This window comes from Streptomyces sp. NPDC025784 (assembly GCF_055558435.1).
In genome coordinates this window covers 1,068,820-1,083,216 of sequence record NZ_JBVHMN010000001.1, presented here as the reverse complement: position 1 = coordinate 1,083,216, position 14,397 = coordinate 1,068,820, and the positions used below count along the sequence as shown (strand labels likewise).

Annotated in this window: 9 protein-coding genes; 2 read left to right on the top strand and 7 right to left on the bottom strand. The window is 70.7% G+C overall.

Annotated features, from left to right (window positions below; translation table 11 throughout):
* Positions 1–57: 57 nt before the first annotated feature.
* Genes ACZ4IF_RS04685 through ACZ4IF_RS04675 form a run of 3 tightly spaced genes read right to left on the bottom strand, consistent with a single transcriptional unit; the run spans position 58 to position 4,587 of the window.
* The gene (locus ACZ4IF_RS04685; protein ID WP_467559490.1) at positions 58–2,010 is read right to left on the bottom strand and encodes an ABC transporter permease/substrate-binding protein; all 1,953 of its coding nucleotides are present in this window, start codon (positions 2,008–2,010) and stop codon (positions 58–60) included.
* On the bottom strand, positions 2,000–3,574 hold the full coding sequence (locus tag ACZ4IF_RS04680) for a sugar ABC transporter ATP-binding protein (RefSeq protein ID WP_467559488.1): 1,575 nt from the start codon (positions 3,572–3,574) through the stop codon (positions 2,000–2,002). The genes ACZ4IF_RS04685 and ACZ4IF_RS04680 overlap by 11 nt, the downstream gene beginning before the upstream one ends.
* The gene (locus ACZ4IF_RS04675) at positions 3,571–4,587 is read right to left on the bottom strand and encodes a LacI family DNA-binding transcriptional regulator (protein ID WP_467559486.1); all 1,017 of its coding nucleotides are present in this window, start codon (positions 4,585–4,587) and stop codon (positions 3,571–3,573) included. The genes ACZ4IF_RS04680 and ACZ4IF_RS04675 overlap by 4 nt, the downstream gene beginning before the upstream one ends.
* A gap of 303 nt (positions 4,588–4,890) precedes the next feature.
* On the opposite strand from ACZ4IF_RS04675, the gene recD2 reads away from it, so the two are divergent.
* Complete coding sequence (gene recD2, locus ACZ4IF_RS04670; protein ID WP_467559484.1) at positions 4,891–7,143, top strand: SF1B family DNA helicase RecD2; 2,253 nt, start codon at positions 4,891–4,893, stop codon at positions 7,141–7,143.
* 276 nt (positions 7,144–7,419) lie between these two features.
* Positions 7,420–8,709, top strand: coding sequence for a citrate synthase (locus ACZ4IF_RS04665; protein ID WP_028803556.1), 1,290 nt, complete (start codon positions 7,420–7,422; stop codon positions 8,707–8,709).
* A 671-nt stretch (positions 8,710–9,380) separates the two neighbouring features.
* Here ACZ4IF_RS04665 and ACZ4IF_RS04660 read toward each other — a convergent pair.
* The 4 genes from ACZ4IF_RS04660 to ACZ4IF_RS04645 form a co-directional block, all read right to left on the bottom strand.
* Positions 9,381–11,672, bottom strand: a complete 2,292-nt coding sequence (locus ACZ4IF_RS04660) for a heavy metal translocating P-type ATPase (protein ID WP_467559482.1) — start codon at positions 11,670–11,672, stop codon at positions 9,381–9,383.
* A gap of 110 nt (positions 11,673–11,782) precedes the next feature.
* A complete protein-coding gene (locus tag ACZ4IF_RS04655) occupies positions 11,783–12,022 on the bottom strand; it encodes a heavy-metal-associated domain-containing protein (protein WP_359499935.1) in 240 nt (79 codons plus the stop codon).
* 90 nt (positions 12,023–12,112) lie between these two features.
* A complete protein-coding gene (locus ACZ4IF_RS04650) occupies positions 12,113–13,063 on the bottom strand; it encodes a PrsW family intramembrane metalloprotease (protein WP_467559480.1) in 951 nt (316 codons plus the stop codon).
* 329 nt (positions 13,064–13,392) lie between these two features.
* Entirely contained in the window at positions 13,393–14,064 is a 672-nt protein-coding gene (locus ACZ4IF_RS04645; protein ID WP_467559973.1) for a TetR/AcrR family transcriptional regulator, read from the bottom strand.
* Positions 14,065–14,397 lie beyond the last annotated feature (333 nt).

Sequence of the window (14,397 nt, the reverse complement as noted above, 5' to 3'; positions counted from 1 at the left end):
GACGGGGTGTACGGGAGGCCGGTGCGGCCTCCCGTACACCCGCCGTCGGTGGCCGGGTCAGCCGCCGAAGCCGGCCACGTTCTCCTTCGTGACCACCTTCACCGGCACCTTCACCGTCTCCTCGACCTTCTTGCCCTCGGCGGCCTTCAGCGCGTTCTCCACCGCGATCCGGCCGAGCTCCTTGGGCTGCTGGGCGACGGACGCGTACAGCGTGCCCGCCTGGACCGCCTTGAGACCGTCGGGGGTGCCGTCGAAGCCGATGACCGACACCGACTTGCCCGCCTTGGAACCGAGCGCCTTGATCGCGCCGAGCGCCATCTCGTCGTTCTCGGCGAAGACGCCCTGGATGTCGGGGTGGGCCTGGAGCAGGTTCGTCATGACGTCGAGGCCCTTGGTGCGGTCGAAGTCGGCGGGCTGCCGGGCGACGACCTTGATGCCGGGGTAGGCCTTGAGGCCCTCGGCGAAGCCCGCGCCGCGCTCACGGCTCGCGGACGTGCCCGCCAGACCCTGAAGGATCACGATCTTGCCCTTGCCGCCCAGCTTCTCGGCCAGCGCCTCGGCGCCCAGCTTGCCGCCCTCGACGTTGTCGGAGGCGACCAGCGCCGCCGTGTCCGCCTTGTTCACACCCCGGTCGACGCCGACGACGGGGATGTCGGCCTTGTTCGCCGAACGGACCGCCGGGCCCGCCGCGTCCGAGTCCACCGGGTTGACGATGATCGAACCGACGCCGGAACTGGTGAAGTTCTGGAGCTGGTTGGCCTGCTGCGAGGCGTCGTTCTGGGCGTCCGTGACGGTCAGGTCCGCGCCGAGCTTCTTCGCCTCCTGCTGCGCACCCGCCTTGATCTGGACGAAGAAGGGGTTGTTCAGGGTGGACAGCGACAGGCCCACCTTCTGCGTCGTCGACGAGGACGAACCGGTGTGCAGGAAGGACATGGCGCCGACGACGGCCGCCGCGACCACCGCGGCGATGACGTACGTCGCCGCCTGCTTGCCCTTGCCGCCCGGCGTGCCCGCCCCGGCGGCGACCGGAGTCGCCCCGGCCTTGCGCCGCACCGTGTCGAGCAGCACCGCCAGCGCGATCACCACACCGATGACGACCTGCTGCCAGAAGGCCGACACGGACAGGAGGTTGAGGCCGTTGCGCAGCACCGCCAGGATCAGCGCGCCGATCAGCGTGCCGGACGCCTTGCCCGTGCCGCCGGCCAGCGAGGCGCCGCCGATGACGACCGCGGCGATCGCGTCGAGCTCGTAGCCCTGTGCGGCCTGCGGCTGCGCGGAGGAGAGCCGGGAGGCGAGCACGATGCCCGCGGCGGCCGCGAACAGACCGGACAGGGCGTAGATGGCGAGCTTCTGCTTCTTCACGCGCAGCCCGGACAGGCGCGCGGCCTCCTCGTTGCCGCCGATCGCGTACATGGAGCGGCCGATGTAGGTACGGCCCAGGATCACCGCGGTGATCAGGCCCATCACGACCATCACCAGGACCGGGACGGGCAGCCAGCCGCCCAGGGTGTCACCGAGGTGCGAGATCGAGTCGGGGAACGGGATCGGGCTGCCCTGCGAGATCACCAGGGAGAGTCCGCGGCCCACCGAGAGCATGGCGAGCGTCGCGATGAACGGCGGCAGCTTCCCGTACGAGATCAGCACGCCGTTGACCAGGCCGCAGGCGATGCCCGTGGCGATCGCCAGGATCACCGCGATCCAGACCGGCACACCCTGTGAGGTCGCGGTCCAGGCGAGGACGGTGGCGGAGAGCGCCGCGACCGAACCGACCGACAGGTCGATGCCCGCCGAGACGATGACGAAGGTGACGCCGAAGGCGAGGATGGCCGTCACGGCCGCCTGGACGCCGATGTTGAGCAGGTTATCCGTCGTCAGGAAGTCGCCGGACAGCGCCGACATCGCGATGACGAGGACGATGAGCGCGGTGAGCGCTCCGTTGTCGAGCAGGAGGCGGCGGACCGCCGAGGCGCCGCTGGCGCGCGATGTGCTCGTTTGCGTGTCAGTGGCCACGGGAGCCCTCCACAGCGGTTTCGGAGTCGGAGTCGGAGTCGGTAGTCGGTGTGCTGACGGCGAGCGCCATCACGGAGTCCTGCGTGGCCTCGTCGGCGGACAGTTCGCCCGCGATCCGGCCCTGCGCCATCACGAGGACGCGGTCGCTCATCCCGAGGACCTCGGGAAGGTCGCTGGAGATCATCAGGACGGCGGCACCGGCGGCGGTCAGTTCGTTGACGAGCTGGTAGATCTCGACCTTGGCGCCGACGTCGATGCCACGGGTCGGCTCGTCGAGGATCAGCACCCTGGTCTCGGCGAGCAGCCACTTGCCGATGACGACCTTCTGCTGGTTGCCGCCGGAGAGGGTGCGCACATGCTGGCCGAGGCCCGCCATCCGGACACCGAGCTGTTCGGCGATCCGGGCGGCCGCGGTCCGCTGGCCCTTGAGGTCGACGAGCCCGCCGTGCGTGGCGGCGCGCAGGGTGACCAGGCCGAGGTTCTCCTCGACGGAGGCGTCGAGGACGAGGCCCTGGCCCTTGCGGTCCTCGGGGACGAGCCCGATGCCGGCCTCCATCGCGGCGTTCACGTCGTGCCGGCGCAACGCCGCCCCGGCGACCTTCACGGCGCCCTTGTCGTAGGGGTCGGCACCGAAGACGGCGCGCGCGACCTCGGTGCGGCCGGCGCCCACGAGGCCGGCGATGCCGACGACCTCGCCGGCCCGCACCTCGAAGCTCACGTCGTGGAAGACGCCGTCCCGGGTGAGCCCCTCGACGGTGAGCAGCGCCGAGTCGGCCGCCGCCCCGTCGCCGGCGGCGTCCCCGGACACGGGGCGCACCCGCGGGTACTGCTGCTCGATGGAACGGCCCACCATCAGGCGGACGAGTTCGTCCTCGGGCGTGGACGCGGGCACCTGGCCCACGCTCTTCCCGTCACGGATCACCGTGACCCTGTCTCCCAGGGCGGCGATCTCCTCCAGGTGGTGGGTGATGAAGACGATGCCGACGCCGTCCTCGCGCAGGGCACGCACGATCGCGAAGAGCTTCTCGACCTCCTCGGAGGTGAGCACGGCGGTCGGCTCGTCCATGATCAGGACGCGGGCCCGCAGGCTCAGCGCCTTCGCGATCTCGACCATCTGGAGTCGGGCGATGCCCAGTTCGCGCACCCGTGCGCGGGGGGACACGTTCACGCCGACGCGCCGGAGCAGTTCCGCGGCGTCCGCCTCCATCGTCTTGCGGTCGATCATCCCGAAGCGGCGCGGCTGTCGGCCCAGGAAGATGTTCTCGGCGACCGTGAGATCGGGAACCAGGTTGAACTCCTGGTAGATGGTGGCGATCCCGAGGCGCTCGGAGTCCTGTGCCCCATGGATGCGGACCTCCTCGCCGTCGACGAGGACCCGCCCGGCGTCGGGGTGGTAGGCGCCGGAGAGCATCTTGATGAGCGTGCTCTTGCCGGCGCCGTTCTCGCCGAGGAGCACGTGCACCTCGCCGCGGCGCAGGTCGAAGTCCACACTGTCGAGCGCGACCACACCCGGGAACGTCTTGCGGATCCCTTCGATGCGCAGCAACTCGTCCTGGTTGCTCACGACTCGCTCCTGTTCGTTGCGGGGGACTCGCCGCACGAGCGGCGTACGACGAGCCGTGCGGGGAGGGTGACGGACTGAGGGGGCCGGCCCTCGATGCGGTCGACCAGGGCGCGTACGGCGGCCCGCCCCAGGTCTCCCGTCGGCTGCGCGATCGCCGTGATCGGCGGATCGGTGTGCACGAACCACGGGATGTCGTCGAACGCGGCGAGCGCGATGTCCTCGGGGACCCGCATCCCGCGCGCGCGGACGGCGTCCAGCGCGCCGAGCGCCATCAGGTTGTCGGCGGCGAAGACGACCTCGGGCGGCTCGGCCAGGTCGAGGAAGCCCTCGGTGACCCGCCGTCCGCTCTCGGCCTGGAAGTCGCCCTGCCCTGTGTAGGCGTCCGGCAGCGGGAGCCCGTGCTCGGCGAGGGCCTCGCGGAAGGCGTGGACGCGCTCGCTGCCGGTGGTGGTGGCCGCGGGGCCCGCGATGATCGCGAGCCTGCGGTGTCCCAGGGCGTGCAGATGCGCCACGAGGTCCCGGACGGCCGAGCGGCCGTCCGCCCGTACGACGGGCACCTCGACGCCGGCGATCCAGCGGTCCACGAAGACCATCGGCGTCCCCGTGCGCGCGGCGTCCAGCATGCCGGGGGAGCCGCCGTCGGTGGGGGAGACCAGGAGTCCGTCGATGCGCCGGTCCAGCAGGGTCCGTACGTGGTGGTCCTGGAGGTCGGGCCGCTCGTCGGCGTTGCCGATGATGACGCTGTAGCCGAGGGCGCGGGCCTCCTCCTCGACGGACCGGGCCAGTTCGGTGAAGTACGGGTTGAGCACGTCGCTGATGACCAGTCCGAGGGTGCGCGTCTGGTCGGTGCGCAGTGAGCGGGCGACGGCGTTCGGGCGGTAGCCCAGGTTCTGTACGGCGGCCATCACGCGGGTGCGTGCCTCCGCGCTGACCGACGGATGGTCGTTCAGGACGCGCGAGACCGTGGCGACGGATACGCCGGCCTCGGCGGCCACGTCCTTGATGCTCGCCATCGCCGCTCCACCTCCTCGTGGAATCGATTACACGAGGGATTGGAAACGATTACACGCGTGGATACAACCCCCTGAGACCGGATCGTGATGCACGGAACACCGGCTCTGCACACCGCCGGCCGGGTACTTCACGGGGGGCAGAGCGGGGCCCGACGAACGGCTCAACCGCATGCACGACGCGCTCGTCCGCGGTGAGCTGATCCGCGGCGGCGACGGCTGGCCGCTGGTGCCCGGCAAGGTGCTGGAGCCCATGGGCTCGTAGCGGTCCCCACCGCTGTCACACCGCACCGGTACGGTCGGACCATGGCTCAGCAGGCGGGGACCCCATCGGCCGAGCGGCGGCTCGCCGTGCTCGAAGGCGTACTGGAACGCATCACGTACGCCAACGAGGAGAACGGCTACACGGTCGCCCGGGTCGACACCGGCCGGGGCGCCGGCGACCTGCTCACGGTCGTCGGCTCGCTCCTCGGCGCCCAGGTCGGCGAGTCGCTGCGCATGGAGGGCCGTTGGGGCTCCCACCCGCAGTACGGCAAGCAGTTCACCGTGGAGAACTACACGACGGTCCTGCCCGCCACCGTCCAGGGCATCCGCCGCTATCTGGGATCGGGCCTGGTCAAGGGCATCGGGCCGGTCTTCGCCGACCGCATCACCCAGCACTTCGGTCTGGACACCCTCCAGATCATCGAGGAGGAGCCGAAGCGGCTCATCGAGGTCCCGGGCCTGGGGCCCAAGCGGACCAGGAAGATCGCCGACGCCTGGGAGGAGCAGAAGGCGATCAAGGAGGTCATGCTCTTCCTCCAGAGTGTCGAGGTCTCCACCTCGGTCGCGGTCCGGATCTACAAGAAGTACGGCGACGCGTCGATCTCCGTCGTCAAGAACCAGCCGTACCGCCTGGCGGCCGACGTCTGGGGCATCGGCTTCCTCACCGCCGACAAGATCGCCCAGTCCGTCGGCATCCCGCACGACAGTCCGGAGCGCGTCAAGGCGGGCCTCCAGTACGCGCTGTCGCAGTCCACCGACCAGGGCCACTGCTATCTGCCCGAGGAACGGCTGATCGCCGACGCGGTGAAGCTCCTCCAGGTGGACACCGGCCTGGTCATCGAGTGCCTGGCCGAGCTGGCGGCACCGGCCGAGGACGGCGAGGACCCCGGTGTCGTCCGGGAGAAGGTGCCGGGCCCCGACGGCGGCGAACCGGTGACGGCGGTCTACCTGGTCCCCTTCCACCGCGCCGAACTCTCCCTCTCCGCCCAGTTGTTGCGCCTCCTGCGGGCCGGCCAGGACCGGATGCCGGCCTTCGGCGACGTGGCCTGGGACCGGGCGCTGGCCTGGCTGAAGGGGCGTACGGGCGCGGAGTTGGCCCCCGAGCAGGAGGCCGCCGTCCGGCTGGCGCTCACCGAGAAGGTCGCCGTGCTGACCGGTGGGCCCGGCTGCGGCAAGTCGTTCACGGTCCGCTCCATCGTGGAACTGGCCCGCGCCAAAAGGGCGAAGGTCCTCCTGGCCGCGCCCACGGGCCGTGCCGCCAAGCGCCTCGCCGAGCTCACCGGCGTAGAGGCCTCCACCGTGCACCGCCTCCTGGAACTCAAGCCGGGCGGCGACGCGGCCTACGACAAGGACCGTCCACTGGACGCCGACCTGGTCGTCGTGGACGAGGCCTCCATGCTCGACCTGCTGCTGGCCAACAAGCTGGTCAAGGCCGTTCCGCCGGGCGCTCACCTGCTGTTCGTGGGCGACGTCGACCAGTTGCCCAGCGTCGGCGCGGGCGAGGTGCTGCGCGACCTGCTCGCCGACGGCAGTCCCGTCCCCGCGGTCCGTCTCACCCGCGTCTTCCGCCAGGCCCAGCAGTCCGGGGTGGTGACCAACGCCCACCGGATCAACTCCGGCCTGCACCCGGTCACCGACGGCATGAAGGACTTCTTCCTCTTCGTCGAGGACGACACCGAGGAGGCGGGCCGGCTCACGGTGGACGTGGCCGCGCGGCGGATTCCGGCCAAGTTCGGCCTGGACCCGCGCCGGGACGTGCAGGTGCTGGCGCCCATGCACCGGGGCCCCGCGGGCGCGGGCCACCTCAACGGCCTGCTCCAGCAGGCGATCACCCCCGGCCGCCCCGACCTCGCCGAGAAGCGCTTCGGCGGACGCGTCTTCCGCGTCGGCGACAAGGTCACCCAGATCCGCAACAACTACGAGAAGGGCGAGAACGGCGTCTTCAACGGCACCGTGGGCGTCGTCACCTCGCTCGACCCGGTCGACCAGCGGCTCACGGTCCTGACCGACGAGGACGAGGAGGTGCCCTACGAATTCGACGAACTCGACGAGCTGGCCCACGCGTACGCCGTGACCATCCACCGCTCACAGGGCAGCGAGTACCCGGCGGTGGTGATCCCGGTCACCACGGGTGCGTGGATGATGCTCCAGCGCAATCTGCTCTACACCGCCGTCACGCGCGCCAAGAGACTGGTCGTCCTCGTCGGCTCGCGCAAGGCCATAGGGCAGGCGGTGCGCACGGTGTCCGCGGGGCGCCGGTGCACGGCCCTGGACCACCGGCTCGCCCAGCACTGAGACCGCCGCAAGCCCGTGACTGCGCGACCATGGAGAGGCCCCTGCCGACGCCCGGACGGCCCCCGTCGCGAAAAATGATCGATCAAACGAGTCGTAAAGGTCACAGAGCACTTCCGGAACCGGCGCGAGGGGAGGCAGGATGTGCAGGTTGGCGGCACTGAGTGCCGCCAATGGGCCCAATGGTCGACCCCGAGTGCACTCTCCAGGGCCAAATGGGGGATGGTAGAGACAGTCAGGGCACCTCGAAGAAGAGGCACAACGTCGGTGAGGGATGACGTGAGCGACAACTCTGTAGTACTGCGGTACGGCGATGGCGAGTACACCTACCCGGTGATCGACAGCACCGTCGGCGACAAGGGCTTCGACATCGGAAAGCTCCGCGCCCAGACCGGGCTGGTGACGCTGGACAGCGGATACGGGAACACCGCCGCCTATAAATCCGCGATCACCTACCTCGACGGTGAGCAGGGCATCCTCCGGTACCGCGGCTACCCGATCGAGCAGCTGGCCGAGCGCTCCACCTTCCTGGAGGTGGCGTACCTGCTGATCAACGGCGAGCTGCCGAACATCGACGAGCTCTCCACCTTCAAGAACGAGATCACGCAGCACACCCTGCTGCACGAGGACGTCAAGAACTTCTACAAGGGCTTCCCCCGCGACGCCCACCCGATGGCCATGCTGTCCTCGGTCGTCTCGGCGCTGTCCACGTTCTACCAGGACAGCCACAACCCGTTCGACGAGAAGCAGCGCAACCTCTCCACGATCCGCCTGCTCGCCAAGCTTCCGACGATCGCGGCGTACGCGTACAAGAAGTCGATCGGCCACCCCTTCGTCTACCCGCGCAACGACCTCGGGTACGTCGAGAACTTCCTGCGCATGACCTTCTCGGTCCCCGCGCAGGAGTACGACCTCGACCCGGTCGTCGTCTCCGCGCTCGACAAGCTGCTGATCCTGCACGCGGACCACGAGCAGAACTGCTCGACCTCCACCGTGCGCCTGGTGGGCTCCTCGCAGGCGAACATGTTCGCCTCGATCTCCGCCGGCATCTCCGCCCTGTGGGGCCCGCTGCACGGCGGCGCCAACCAGTCCGTCCTGGAGATGCTGGAGGGCATCCAGGCCTCCGGCGGCGACGTCGACTCCTTCATCCGCAAGGTGAAGAACAAGGAGGACGGCGTCCGCCTGATGGGCTTCGGGCACCGCGTCTACAAGAACTTCGACCCCCGGGCGAAGATCATCAAGGCGGCCGCGCACGACGTCCTCTCCGCGCTCGGCAAGTCCGACGAGCTGCTGGACATCGCGCTCAAGCTGGAGGAGCACGCGCTCTCCGACGACTACTTCGTCTCGCGCAGCCTCTACCCGAACGTCGACTTCTACACCGGCCTGATCTACCGCGCCATGGGCTTCCCGACCGAGATGTTCACGGTCCTGTTCGCCCTCGGCCGCCTCCCGGGCTGGATCGCCCAGTGGCACGAGATGATCAAGGAGCCGGGTTCCCGCATCGGCCGCCCGCGCCAGATCTACACGGGCGTCGTCGAGCGCGACTTCGTCCCGGTCGAGGCCCGCTGACCCGCTGACGAGCGACGCGTGACGACCGGGGGCCGCCTCCCGGTCGCCGTGGCGGTCCCGGAGCCCGAGCCGAAGGGCGCACCGGAGGTGTTCCACACCTGCCGGGGCGCCCTCGAGGCGTTGTGGCCCGGACCGGAAGCGCTCCGCCGGCGAACCGACCCCGGACAGACGGAAAGCGCCCTGCTGCCGGTCCCCCCACGGGCCGGCAGTCAGGGCGCTTTCCTTGTCCCGGTGCGGATTCCCCCCACGGGATCCGGCCGGGCGTCTGTGGAACAGCGCCTGAATCGCTGCGAGCAAAACGAGCAAAACCATCGGTACTGCGGTGCGAACCGCCCTGCGGTGCGATCTGCCGGGACCCGTACGACGGGAGGGCCGCTCAAAGCTCCCCGGTGTACGCGCCCCGGCACCGCAATTTCCGGGAACGTCCCCCAAGACATCCCCAGATGTCAGTCACGCCCCCCAAGACGCTTCTGACATCGCCAACTTAGACTCACGAACCCCTTCGATGGTTACGTTCACATCACTGTGATCTGCGTCTCTTGCATATGTCCCGAAGATGCGCAAGAGCCCCGGTACGTCAATGGGGGCCCAAGCGTAAGGAAGATGCGCGAGCCTTGTGAAGAGCTTATGTGAGGCTGCGGTTGGACTCTAGGGGGACTCTTACTCCGACGTCATGAGAATGTCCGGAGCCGAAGACTGTTCGTCACCACGAACACCGAGGAGAAGGCCATCGCCGCCCCCGCGATCATCGGGTTCAGCAGTCCGGTGGCGGCCAGCGGCAGCGCCGCCACGTTGTACCCGAAGGCCCAGAACAGATTCCCCTTGATCGTCGACAGGGTCCGTCGTGCCAGCCGGATCGCGTCCGCGGCCACCCGCAGGTCCCCGCGCACGAGCGTGAGATCGCTCGCCTCGATCGCGGCGTCCGTGCCCGTGCCCATCGCGAGCCCGAGATCGGCGGTGGCGAGCGCCGCCGCGTCGTTGACCCCGTCGCCGACCATCGCGACGGTCCGGCCCTCACGGCGCAGGCGCTCCACCACGGCGACCTTGTCCTGCGGCAGGACCTCGGCGATCACGTCCTCGGAGCCGATGCCGACGGCGCGTGCCACGGCCTGCGCGACCGCTCGGTTGTCGCCGGTGAGCAGTACCGGCCTGAGCCCCAGGGCGCGCAGTTCGCGCACGGCCTCGGCGCTGGTCTCCTTGATCGCGTCGGCGACGGCCAGGACGCCGACCGCCACGCCGTCCCGGGTGACCACCACGGCGGTACGGCCCTCCGCCTCGGCCGCGTCCTTCGCACGGGCCAGTTCGTCCGGGAGCGGGTGCCCGTCGACGGCGGTGGCGTCGGGCAGGAGCCGGCCCACCGTGACCTCGTGGCCCGCCACGTGGCCGCGCACTCCGCGCCCGGGTACGTTCTCGAACTGCTCGACCGGGGGAAGCTCTCCGGTGCGGTCCTGGGCGCCTGCCGCGATCGCCTGGGCGATCGGGTGCTCGGAGGCGTGTTCCAGGGCTCCGGCGAGCCGCAGGACGTCCTCCTCGGTGTCTCCCGCGACGACGTGGACCTCCTGGAGCCGCATCCTTCCCGTCGTCACCGTGCCGGTCTTGTCCAGGACGACCGTGTCGACGCGCCGGGTGGACTCCAGGACCTCGGGCCCCTTGATGAGGATGCCGAGCTGGGCGCCGCGCCCCGTGCCGACCATCAGGGCGGTCGGCGTGGCCAGGCCCAGCGCGCACGGGCAGGCGATGATCAGGACCGCGACGGCCGCGGTGAACGCGGCGACCGTGTCGCCGGTGACGCCGAGCCAGGCCCCGAAGGTGCCGGCCGCGATCAGCAGCACGACGGGCACGAAGACGCCGGAGATCCGGTCGGCGAGGCGCTGCACCTCGGCCTTGCCGTTCTGCGCGTCCTCGACGAGCCGTGCCATCCGTGCGAGCTGGGTGTCCGCGCCGACCCGGGTGGCCTCGACGACGAGCCTGCCGCCCGCGTTGACCGTCGCGCCGGTCACCTCGTCACCGACGGTGGCGTCCACCGGCACCGACTCGCCCGTCAGCATGGACGCGTCGACGGCCGAGGAGCCCTCCACGACCGTGCCGTCGGTGGCGATCTTCTCGCCGGGCCGTACGACGAAGCGGTCGCCGACCTGGAGCTGACCGACCGGGACGCGGACCTCGCGGCCGCCGCGCAGCACCGCCACGTCCTTCGCGCCGAGCTCCAGCAGGGCCCGCAGTGCCGCTCCGGCGCGCCGCTTGGAGCGGGCCTCCAGATAGCGGCCCAGCAGGATGAAGGCGATGACGCCGGCGGCGACCTCCAGGTAGAGCGCCGACGCGCCGTCCGTCCGGGAGACGGTGAGCTCGAAGCCGTGCCGCATCCCCGGCATCCCGGCGTCGCCGAGGAACAGGGCCCACAGGGACCAGCCGAACGCGGCGAGGGTGCCGACCGAGACCAGCGTGTCCATGGTGGCGGCGCCGTGCCGGGCGTTCGTCGCCGCGGCCCGGTGGAAGGGCAGCCCGCCCCAGACCACGACGGGCGCGGCCAGCGTGAGCGAGAGCCACTGCCAGTTGTCGAACTGGAGGGCCGGGATCATCGACAGCAGGACGACGGGCAGGGCGAGCAGGGCGGAGACGAGCAGGCGCCCGCGCAGGGCGACCAGCTCGGGGCCGTCGCCGGAATCCGCCGTCCGCGCCTCGTCGCCGTCTCCGAGGAGGTCCTCGGGGAGCGCGGGCGGTGGGGGTTCCTCCGCGGTGTACCCCGTCTTCACCACGGTGGCGATCAGGTCCGCGACGTGTACCCCCTCGGGGTATGAGACCTTCGCCTTCTCCGTCGCGTAATTGACGGTGGCGCTCACGCCGTCCATGCGGTTGAGCTTCTTCTCGACACGGGCCGCGCAGGAGGCGCAGGTCATGCCGCCGATGGTGAGTTCGACTTCCGAGGTCGTGGCTATCGGTGTCGCAGCGGTGGTGCTCGTCACGTCCGTACTCCAGGGAGCGGACCGGGCCGCACGGAGCCAGTATCAGCTGGTCGGTACGGCCCGGTGGGAAGAGTTGCGTTTCGGCGTCGCGCGCAGGGTCCCCGCGCGGGTCAGGCCGGGCCGACGAGCTCGAAACCGGCCTCGTCCACCGCGGCGCGGACGTCGGCCTCGGCGAGCGGGGCGGCGGAGACGACGGTGACCTCACCGGTCGAGGCGACGGCCTTCACCGAGGTGACGCCGGCGATCCCGGAGATCTCGCCGCCGACCGAGCCCTCGCAGTGTCCGCAGCTCATTCCGCTCACCTTGTAGACGGCGGTGACGGAACCCGTGGTTTCGGTCTGGGCGGTCATGTCGTTCTCCTCGTCTGGACCTGTGTGGTGTGCGTGTGCGGAGGGGGTCCTGTTGGGCCAGGTTCCCTCGATACTCATCACACTATACCCCTAGGGGGTATTTCTCCAAGCAGGTGCGCGGCGCGCCAGGGAACGCACCCAGGCGATTCCGGCGAGCGCGACGAGGACCAGGCCGCCGACCGAGAGGAGTGTGAAGAGGTGCCTCTGCTCGTCGGTGGACCACGGCAGGTGTCCCTGGGTGGACAGTGTCCGGTCCAGTCCCCGGGCGGTCAGCCGGGCCACCAGCCAGAGGGCGATGCCGTGCGTCGAGTCCCACAGTGCGTGCAGCAGGGCCACCCCCGCCCAGGCGGCGACCACCGGCGAGGCGGGCCGAAAGCGTCCGTTCGCGCGGCGGCAGGCCAGCAGCGCGGCGCCGGTGACGGCCGTCCACAGGCCGTGCCCGAACGGGGTGAGCACCCCGCGAAGGATCTCGGTCTCGAGCAGTGCGCGCAGATCGATGCCCTGGAGCGAGACGGTGGCGTTGAAGGCGTAGCCCGCGCTCTCCAGGGCCGCGAAGCCGAACCCGACGCTCGCGCCGAGCACCAGGCCCGCCCGCGGCCCGCGCACGCGGGGGTGGCGGTGCAGCACGAACACCAGCGCGGCGAGCTTCGCCGCCTCCTCGATCAGCCCGGCGCCCACGTACATCCCCCACGAGGGGTGGAGCAGGTGGTGCTCCGTCATCGACGCGCCCACGACGCCGAGGGTCCCGCCGGTCAGGAAGCAGCCCAGGATCAGATGGACGCCCAGGTCGCGACCGTGTCGCTGGTACGCCCAGAGCACGAACGCGACCGGGGCGAGGAAACTGCCGAGCAGGATCAGGGTCGGCAGCAGGGCGGTGTCCCGTGTCGCGTAGGTGACGGTCGCCGTCAGTGCCCAGAGCGCGAGTCCCACCGCCAGGCAGCGCCTCCAGAGGCCGTCATGTGGGCGGGGGTACGGCAGCGGGGGCTGTGAGGGGCCTGGAATGCGGGCCCGGGGCGCGCCGGGCGGCTGATTCTGGGTCACGGCTCATCCCTCGGGCTCGGGCGGTCTGATCCGGCGTCAGTGCGATCCGATGCGGCGCGCGTTGAGGGCTCGGGGGCCGGTCTCCGCTGCGGCGCGCATCGATTCGACGGTTCGATTTGTTCGAACCTTATGGGAAGTGTCCTCTATGTCGCAGGCCGGAACGCTCATTCTGACCACGGTCGTCGCGGCACCCGCTCCGCCGTCGGCGGCGGGATTCGGCGGGGCGAGGTCGTGGCGGGGTCGCTCGGCCGGTCCCTGCGAGGCGCGGTGAGGGTGGTCGGCCGGTCCCTGAGGGGGCGTGGTGAGGGCCGGTGGCCGGGGTCGGTCCGTCAGGGGAGCGGGGGCGCGGTGAGGTCGGGGGCCGGTGCGGCACCGTCGCGCGTCAGGGGTTCGAGGTAACGGAAGAGGGCGTTCTTCAGCTCCTGGACGTAGGCGCCGCGCTCCGCCTCCTCGTGGGCGAGGACCAGCTCCAGGCCGGCCTTGTACATGCCCAGGCACATCTGCGCCGTGCGCGTGACGTCGGCGTCCGGCGCGCCGGGCAGGAACGAGCGGATCAGGCCTTCGATCCGTGCGACCAGTGTCTGGTGCAGGGCGTCGTGCTCCTCCGTGATGCGGCCGGGGACGTCGGGGCCGTGCATCAGGGCGAAGAACACCGGGTGGTCGCAGTTGAAGGCGATGAAGCGGTCCACGGCGGCGCCGACGGCCTGCTCCAGCGGTGTCGCCGGGTCGACCGGTGCGAGCGCCTCGCCGTACGTCTCACGCATCTCGTGCATGAGCCGGTCGCCCAGCTCGATCGCGATGGCCTCCTTGTTCGGGAAGAACTGGTACAGCGTGCCCGGTGAGACGCCCGCCTCGCGCGCGATGGCGTTGGTGCTCGCGGCCGTGTAGCCGGTCGTGCAGAAGACGGCGGCGGCGGCCTCCAGCAGCTGGGCGATGCGGCGCTCGCCGCGGGCCTGCCGGCGGCGCGGCCTCTCGTCGCCGGTCTGCTGCTTCTCGGGCATCTCGGGCACGAGTTATCCCCAGCTCTCCGAACGCGATTGACAAACGCGAGTGCTCGCTCGCATTCTGGTGAAACGCGAGCGATCTCTCGTGTTTGCCAGTCTATGGCAATGGTCGATCCATGCTGCCTGCTCGTGCGCAGGCGGCGGGTCACGGTGAAGGGGACACCGCACGATGACCGACGTCAAGAGCGCAGGTGAGGACCGCGGGAGGGGCGGCGACGACCGGGCGACGAGCGTCGGCGGAAGCGGCGCCGACCCGGCCGACGCGAACCGGGGGGACGGCGGCGGGGACGCGCTGAGCGGGGAGAGCGGAGACCGCGGGGCCGGAGCCGA